At 70.4% G+C, this 7,259-nt stretch carries 9 protein-coding genes; 2 read left to right on the top strand and 7 right to left on the bottom strand.

The window, feature by feature from the left end:
• Positions 1–315 precede the first annotated feature (315 nt).
• From AB0H32_RS45235 to AB0H32_RS45225, 3 genes are all read right to left on the bottom strand, one after another.
• A complete protein-coding gene (locus AB0H32_RS45235) occupies positions 316–1,077 on the bottom strand; it encodes a DUF3710 domain-containing protein (protein ID WP_361134554.1) in 762 nt (253 codons plus the stop codon).
• 1 nt (position 1,078) lies between these two features.
• Positions 1,079–1,630 (bottom strand): dUTP diphosphatase, encoded by a 552-nt coding sequence (gene dut, locus AB0H32_RS45230; protein WP_361134557.1) that lies wholly within the window; start codon positions 1,628–1,630, stop codon positions 1,079–1,081.
• 119 nt (positions 1,631–1,749) lie between these two features.
• Positions 1,750–2,334, bottom strand: coding sequence for a PaaI family thioesterase (locus AB0H32_RS45225; RefSeq protein ID WP_361134551.1), 585 nt, complete (start codon positions 2,332–2,334; stop codon positions 1,750–1,752).
• 57 nt (positions 2,335–2,391) lie between these two features.
• On the opposite strand from AB0H32_RS45225, the gene AB0H32_RS45220 reads away from it, so the two are divergent.
• Entirely contained in the window at positions 2,392–2,856 is a 465-nt protein-coding gene (locus tag AB0H32_RS45220; RefSeq protein WP_361134548.1) for a DUF3093 domain-containing protein, read from the top strand.
• A gap of 53 nt (positions 2,857–2,909) precedes the next feature.
• On the opposite strand, the gene AB0H32_RS45215 is transcribed toward AB0H32_RS45220, so the two are convergent.
• The 4 genes from AB0H32_RS45215 to AB0H32_RS45200 form a co-directional block, all read right to left on the bottom strand.
• A complete protein-coding gene (locus tag AB0H32_RS45215; protein ID WP_361134545.1) occupies positions 2,910–3,851 on the bottom strand; it encodes a hypothetical protein in 942 nt (313 codons plus the stop codon).
• A gap of 13 nt (positions 3,852–3,864) precedes the next feature.
• Positions 3,865–4,161 carry a DUF4193 domain-containing protein gene (locus AB0H32_RS45210; RefSeq protein ID WP_005481602.1) on the bottom strand — a complete coding sequence of 99 codons (297 nt, stop codon included), beginning with the start codon at positions 4,159–4,161 and terminating at the stop codon, positions 3,865–3,867.
• Positions 4,162–4,554: 393 nt separating this feature from the next.
• Positions 4,555–5,814 carry a HAMP domain-containing sensor histidine kinase gene (locus AB0H32_RS45205; protein ID WP_361134542.1) on the bottom strand — a complete coding sequence of 420 codons (1,260 nt, stop codon included), beginning with the start codon at positions 5,812–5,814 and terminating at the stop codon, positions 4,555–4,557.
• Positions 5,815–5,820: 6 nt separating this feature from the next.
• On the bottom strand, positions 5,821–6,474 hold the full coding sequence (locus AB0H32_RS45200) for a response regulator transcription factor (protein ID WP_130438183.1): 654 nt from the start codon (positions 6,472–6,474) through the stop codon (positions 5,821–5,823).
• Positions 6,475–6,889: 415 nt separating this feature from the next.
• Here AB0H32_RS45200 and AB0H32_RS45195 point away from each other — a divergent pair, with 415 nt between their 5' ends.
• The gene (locus tag AB0H32_RS45195) at positions 6,890–7,063 is read left to right on the top strand and encodes a hypothetical protein (protein ID WP_186581674.1); all 174 of its coding nucleotides are present in this window, start codon (positions 6,890–6,892) and stop codon (positions 7,061–7,063) included.
• Positions 7,064–7,259: the final 196 nt, after the last annotated feature.

Raw genomic sequence — 7,259 nt, 5'->3', positions numbered from 1 at the left:
GCGCCACGCTCGCCGCGGGGCGCCCCGCCGATCAACGCTTCGGGCGGGGTTGTCACCGTGGGTGAGCGTCTCCCGGGCGACGAAGAGGTTGCTGCTGCCCGCCGGGCGGTTGTTCCGGGTCGGGGGCGCGGCCGGAAGGTCGGTGTGGCGCCCAGCGACTCCGTTCTTGTACGTGATCGTTGAGCGCCTTCACGAACGCAGGCGTTGACCGGAGACAATAGGTACAGACCAATCGCCGGTCAAGGGGTCGCGCATGCGAAAGGGCCGCACCCCGGAAGGGGTACGGCCCTTGAACTGCTCTGTCGAGCGGCGTGCTCAGCGGACCTCGGTGATCTCCGGTCCGCGCTGCAGCTGGCCCATGCCGCCGGAGAAGCGCGAGCCCTCCTCCTGCTGGACACCTTCGGGCATCATCTGGGCGTCGTCGGGCAGCTTCAGGACGATCGGGTCGCGAGGCGCCATCGGGCCCTCACCGCGGACCACGACCGTGTCCCGGAAGATCTGCTCCAGCAGACCGGCCGCCTGCGGCTGCACCGCACCCTGGCCGGAGATCACACCGCGCAGGAACCAGCGCGGACCGTCCACACCGACGAACCGCACGACCTGGAAGCCACCGGTGCCGTCCGGCAGCTGCACCGGCACCTGGGCACGCAGCTCCCAGCCCAGCGGGCCCTCGACCTCGTCGACGATGCCGCCCTGCTGGGTGATGCCGCCCGCGATCTCCTCGCGGACCTCGCCCCAGATGCCCTCGCGCTTGGGCGCGGCGAAGGCCTGCAGCTGAACGGCGCTGTCGCGCAGCACCACGGTCGCCGCCACGATCGCGTCACCGGCGACCTCGACCCGCAGCTCCATGCCCTCCACGCCCGGCACGAAAAGACCGCCGAGGTCGACACGCCCCTCGGCCGGGTCACGCACCTCGGCGCTGTCCCACGGCCCGTCGGGCCGGGGCCCGGGCTCCAGCCGGACGCGCTCGCGCTCGGCCTCTTCCTCGTCCGCCTCGGTGTCGACGCTGTCGACGACCTGCTCGGCCTCGCCGGCCGCGTCCTCGGCGGCACCCTTCTTGTTGCGACGTCCGAACACGTCACTGTCCTTCCCGGTCGGATACGACCGAAGCGTATCGATTCCCACCCGCCCCGCCGCCCATGGCGGCCGGACCGTTTGAGCCGCTTTCGCCGCCCACCGAGGCATGACCGCCGGTGGACCCGAAGCCCCCCTCGGCCCGTGCCGAGCCGGGAAGTTCCGCGACCTCCTGGAAGCGGACCCTCTCGACCTGCTGGACGACCAGTTGGGCAATCCGGTCGAAGCGCTCGAACCGCACAGCCTCGCGCGGGTCGAGATTCACCACGATCACCTTGATCTCCCCACGGTACCCGGCATCAACCGTCCCCGGGGCATTCACGAGCGCGACACCGCAGCGGGCGGCAAGGCCGGAACGGGGGTGCACGAAGGCCGCGTACCCCTCCGGGAGAGCGATCGACACTCCCGTGGGCAGCACCGCCCGCTCACCGGGCTTCAGCTCACGGGCCTCGGTGGTGCGCAGATCGGCGCCGGCGTCCCCCGGGTGCTCGTACGCCGGAAGCGGTACGTCCGGATCGACGCGGCGGATCAGCACGTTCAGGGGATCCCGGCGCACGGGGGCCGGGCTGCGCTCGGGGCGTACGAGGTCGTCGGTGTTCACGGGGCTTTCGGTGCTCACGGGGCTGTCGTCGGGGCTCACAGGCCGGTCGGCGGGGTGCGCGGGGCTGCCGGGGGTCACGGGTTCACCTCGAAGGCACGGGTGCGCCGGATCTGGTCCGGGTCGCTCATCGCGGCCTGGATCTCCTCCTTGCGGCCGTGGTCGATGAAGTGGTCGACCTTCACCTCGATGAACAGGGCGTCGGCGCGGACGGCGACGGGTCCGCCGGGGCCGCCTATGCGCCCGGTGGCCGTGGAGTAGATCTTCCGCCCGGCGACGGCCGTGACCTCGGCCTCCAGGTACAGCGTGGTGCCCACCGGGACCGGCCGCACGAAGTCGGTCTCCAGCCGCCCGGTGACGGCGATGGTCCGCAGCAGCCAGTTCAGCGAGCCCAGGGTCTCGTCGAGAGCGGTGGCCAGCACTCCGCCGTGCGCGAGGCCCGGGGCGCCCTGGTGGGCGGGCTGCACGGTGAACTCGGCTGTCAGGGCGACACCCTCGCCGGCGCGGGCCTCCAGATGCAGCCCGTGCGACTGCTCCCGGCCACAACCGAAACACTGTTCGTAGTGGGCGCCGAGAAGCTCGCCGGGCGCGGGGGCATCGGGGTGCCGCACCGGTGTCACGGCGTCGGCGGGAGGCTGAAGAGCTGCGGAACTACCACTCACAGCCGCAGACCTTACCCGCGCGTCGGCCGAATCCCGACACCGTGCCAAGCTTGCCCCATGCAGCTCTCCGCCACCCCCTACGAAGAACGCCTCACCGCCCCCCGCTCGTGGTGGCTGATCAGCTTCCTCGTGGGCGTCTCGTTCGCCCTGATCCTGCTCCCCTTCGGCACCCTGCCACTGCTCGGGGGCCTGGTGGGCGGCACGGCCGCGGCCGCGGTGGTCGCGAGCGCCTACGGCTCCCTGCGCATCCGCGTGGTGGGCGACTCGCTGATCGCCGGCGAGGCGAAGATCCCGGTGTCGGCGCTCGGCACGTCCGAGATCCTGGACGCGGAGGAGGCCCGGGCCTGGCGCACGTACAAGGCCGACACCCGCGCCTTCCTGCTGCTGCGCTCCTACATCCCCACGGCCCTGCGCGTCGAGGTCACCGACCCGGAGGACCCGACGCCGTACCTGTACCTGTCGACCCGCGAGCCGGAGCGTCTGGTGGCGGCCATCGAGGCGGCCAAGGACCAGCAGGCGTAGAACGCTTCTCCCGGGGGCGTCGTGCAACGCTTCTCCCGGGGACGTCGGCGGACTCAGTCCCACCGTTCCTCGGGCAGCTCGCCCGTCTCCAGCTCCTCGGAGAGCTCGCCCAGCTTCAGCGCGTCCGCCGGCTTCTCCAAGGGCGGCAGCTCCGGCAGCTCGTCCCACGGCACCTGGATCTTCCGCAGGTCCGCGCGGACCCGTGCCGCGAGTCTCTTCGTGTCGCGGCGGTTCATGACCGCGCCCACGGCCGCGCCCACCATGAACGGCATGAGGTTGGGCAGATCCCGGACCATCCGCTTCATGATCTGCTGACGCAGCTCGCGCTTCATCTGGCCGCCCAGGGCCGTGTTGACCGTCGACGGCTTCATCACGTCGATCCCGCGCTCCCCCGACCAGGAGGACAGATACGCGGTGCTGCGGGCCACGAGATTCCCCGGCGGCCGCAGGCCGTAGACCTCGTGCAGTTCGGCGATGAGCTTCAGCTCGATCGTGGCGACCCCGGTGATCTCCGCAGCCAGCTCCGTCGGCATGGCCGGCGGCACCGGCAGCATCGCCGCAGCCCCGACCCCGGCGCCGACCGTCGAGGTCGCGCCGGCCGCGCCCGCCACGAGCTTGTCGGCGAGCTGCTCGGGCCCGAGGCCCGGGAACTGCCTGCGCAGCGTCGCGAGGTCGCGTACGGGGATACGCGGGGCGATCTCGATGATCCGGTCCGCGAGGTAGGCCAGCCCCGCCCGAGCGCGGCTGCCGCCCCTACGGACGCCTTCCCGGGCCAGATGCCGGGCCTTGTCACGGATCACCGCGGCCCGTCGCCGTGCGACGGGCGCGGCCTGCTGCGCCGGCGCCGGCAGGCCGCCGGACGCCGGTTCGAGCGAGGCTCCCGTACCGGATGAGCCCCGCTCGCCGTCACGCGCGCCGTGCGGGCCGCTGGACGGCCCTTTGTCCGCTCCCGGCACAGAGAAGCGGCGCTTCCGTGGAGGGGTCGAGCCAGTCACGGCCGACCCGTCCTCAGTCGCAGTCGCGGCAGATCGGCTGACCGTTCTTCTCCCGGGCCAGCTGGCTGCGGTGGTGCACCAGGAAGCAGCTCATGCATGTGAACTCGTCCTGCTGCTTCGGCAGCACACGGACGGCCAGTTCCTCGTTGCTGAGGTCGGCGCCCGGCAGTTCGAGGCCCTCTGCGGCTTCGAACTCGTCGACGTCCACCGCGGAGGTGGACTTGTCGTTCCGGCGAGCCTTCAGCTCTTCCAGGCTGTCCGAGTCGACGTCGTCGTCGGTCTTGCGTGGAGTGTCGTAATCGGTTGCCATGTCGCTCTCCCCCTCTGGGTGTCTGCGGTGTCTCCAGCGCACGTAACGCGTGAGAGGCCGGACTTGTGCCCGACCTGAGGCGGAGATTTTGCCTCACATCAAGGTCTGTTACTCAATCGACACCCAACCCGGCACCTCAAGAGTGATCGGCTTGGATGGCGCTGAGGACCGTACACGGTTCGAATGTCGCACCTCAAAGGCGCCTCACCGTGTACTTCCCGTGATCAAGAGCCCTGAAAACCCGGATTTTACCGGCTTTACGACTCCTGTCATGATCACGGAGAGTACATGGCCGGAAATCCGCCCATGTGATCGATCACACAGGATCAACCATTCCGGGCGACCGGAAAATTCCGCGCAAAGCAAAAATCCTCCGTGCGTGTCGGATCTTCGTCACAGCGGCAGGGTGACGCGCATCACCAATCCTCCGCCCTCGCGGGGCTGCGCCGCGATGTGGCCGCCGTGCGCGCGGGCCACGGACCGGACGATGGACAGGCCGAGGCCCACGCCCTTGTCACTGCCCGTGCGCTCCGTGCGCAGCCGCCTGAAGGGCTCGAAGAGGTTGTCCACCTCGTACGCAGGCACGACCGGCCCGGTGTTCGAGACGGTCAGCACCGCCTGCCCGTGCTCCACCTCCGTTGTGACCTCGACCCAGCCGTTCTCGGCCACGTTGTAGCGTACGGCGTTCTGCACGAGGTTCAGCGCGATCCGCTCCAGCAGCACGCCGTTGCCCTGCACCACGGCCGGTTTGCGCTCGCCGCGGATCTTCACGCCCTTGGCCTCCGCCTCGGCGTGCACCTGGTCGACGGCCTGGGTCGCGACCTCGGCCAGATCGACCGGTTTGCGCTCGACGATCTGGTTGTCGCTGCGGGCGAGCAGCAGCAGGCCCTCCACCAGCTGCTCGCTGCGCTCGTTGGTGGCCAGCAGCGTCTTGCCGAGCTGCTGCAGCTCCACCGGCGCGTTCGGATCGGACAGGTGCACTTCCAGGAGCGTGCGGTTGATCGCGAGTGGTGTGCGCAGCTCGTGGGAGGCGTTGCCGACGAAGCGCTGCTGGGCCGTGAAGGCGCGCTGCAGCCGCTCCAGCATGTCGTCGAAGGTGTCCGCCAGCTCCTTCAGCTCGTCGTCCGGTCCGTCCAGCTCGATCCGCCGGGACAGGTCGGAACCGGCCACCTGGCGGGCGGTGCGGGTGATCCGGCCGAGCGGGGACAGCACGCGGCCCGCCATCGCGTAGCCGAACGCGAAGGCGATCACGGCCAGGCCCAGCAGCGCCAGCAGCGAGCGGCTGAGCAGGTCGTCCAGGGCCGTCTGGCGACGCTGGTCCACGCAGTGGCTGATCGCGTCGTTGAAGTCCGGCAGCGACAGGTTGGCCGGGTTGCTGATCACGGGGCAGTTGTCACTGGTGATCTTCAGCTGAGCACCCTGCGTAAAGCTGACGATCTTGAACAGCGGCTGGTTGCCGGTGCTGATCGCCTGTGCGGCCAGCAGGTAGATGATCGACAGCAGCAGGATGCCGGCGATCAGGAACATGCCGCCGTAGAGCAGCGTGAGCCGTATCCGGATGGTCGGGCGCAGCCATGGGAACGGGGGCTGCGGCCGCCGGGGGTCCCAGGTGGGTTTCGGGGGCGCCTGGGGCGGCGCGGGTGTCGAGGCCACGGTGGATCAGATCCGGTAGCCGGAGCCGGGCACGGTGACGATGACGGGCGGCTCGCCGAGCTTGCGGCGCAGCGTCATGACCGTCACGCGCACCACGTTGGTGAACGGGTCGGTGTTCTCGTCCCAGGCCTTCTCCAGCAGCTGCTCGGCCGAGACGACGGCGCCCTCGCTGCGCATCAGCACCTCCAGCACGGCGAACTCCTTGGGCGCGAGCTGGACCTCCTTGCCGTCGCGGAAGACCTCTCGGCGGTTGGGGTCGAGCTTGATGCCGGCGCGCTCCAGGACCGGCGGCAGGGGCACGCTCGTGCGGCGTCCCAGGGCGCGCACGCGCGCGATCAGCTCACTGAACGCGAACGGCTTGGGCAGATAGTCGTCGGCGCCGATCTCGAGGCCCTCGACCCGGTCGCTGACGTCGCCGGACGCGGTGAGCATGAGCACGCGCGTGGCCATGCCCAGCTCCACGATCTTGCGGCAGACGTCGTCGCCGTGCACGAGCGGGAGGTCGCGGTCGAGGACGACCACGTCGTAGTCGTTGACGCCGATGCGCTCCAGGGCGGCCGCACCGTCGTACACGACGTCGACGGCCATGGCCTCCCGGCGCAGTCCGGTGGCCACCGCATCGGCGAGCAGCTGCTCGTCCTCGACGACGAGTACGCGCACGTCGCTTGTCCTTCCTGTGTCCACTCGCGTAGCGCGCTGTGAGCGCCTGCGGGCAGGGGTGTCCGTGGGATGGTGACCCCCATCCTGCCCTTTTCGGCCATAAGTCGGCTGTAAGGCGGGGGGCGGACCGCGGGGATCCGGGCGTCGGCACGGGAATGCGAGATTTTCTCCTCCGGTTAGGTTTCCGTGGAAGGGAGCGGGGGGAGGACGGCTTTACACCCCGCGATCACGCTCTGCATGTGCCGCAACACCATGCGGTACTTCGCCCTCCGCTTCTGCAGAGCGGGCGTGGGTGTCCGGCACCGTCGCCGCCCGGCAGGGCAGCGCTGGGCACCTGCGAGAGACGTGATCGCCCCTCCCAGAATGGGCACACCCCCGTGCCACCGACCCACGACCCAGGACGAGGGGGCGCAGCATGGACGCATTCACCGCAGGACTTCTGCAGCGCATAAGGGCGACCGAGTCCGACCTGTCGCGGGCTCGTGACGAGGGCGACGACTTCCTCGCCGAGGTTGAGCAGGCCGAGCTCGATGACCTGCGCCGCCTCGCCGCCGAACACGGTGTGGAGGTCGGCGCGTCACGCGTCTGATCCGACGGGCCGAAAGCGCACACGGCAGGACCCCCGGCGAATCCAGCGCCGGGGGTCCTGTCGTCTCTCGTGACCGGGCGGGGCCGAATCCCCGGGCAGGCCGAGGAACACCTGAGGAAAGGATTCCGGTCAGTGGCGACGGGAGACGCGGAGGTACTGGACCGGCGGGCGCTCAACCGGGCGCTCCTCGCCCGGC

Source organism: Streptomyces sp. NPDC020362 (assembly GCF_040642095.1).
Lineage (GTDB): Bacteria > Actinomycetota > Actinomycetes > Streptomycetales > Streptomycetaceae > Streptomyces.
The sequence above is the reverse complement of the archived record's forward strand: the minus strand, read 5'-3'. Positions and strand labels throughout refer to the sequence as shown.

Excerpts from the sequence above, each read along its gene's own strand:
- AB0H32_RS45220 (WP_361134548.1), top strand. The coding sequence starts at position 2,392 with ATGCAGCTCTCCGCCACCCCCTACGAAGAACGCCTCACCGCCCCCCGC.
- AB0H32_RS45210 (WP_005481602.1), bottom strand. The coding sequence starts at position 4,161 with ATGGCAACCGATTACGACACTCCACGCAAGACCGACGACGACGTCGAC.
- AB0H32_RS45195 (WP_186581674.1), top strand. The coding sequence starts at position 6,890 with ATGGACGCATTCACCGCAGGACTTCTGCAGCGCATAAGGGCGACCGAG.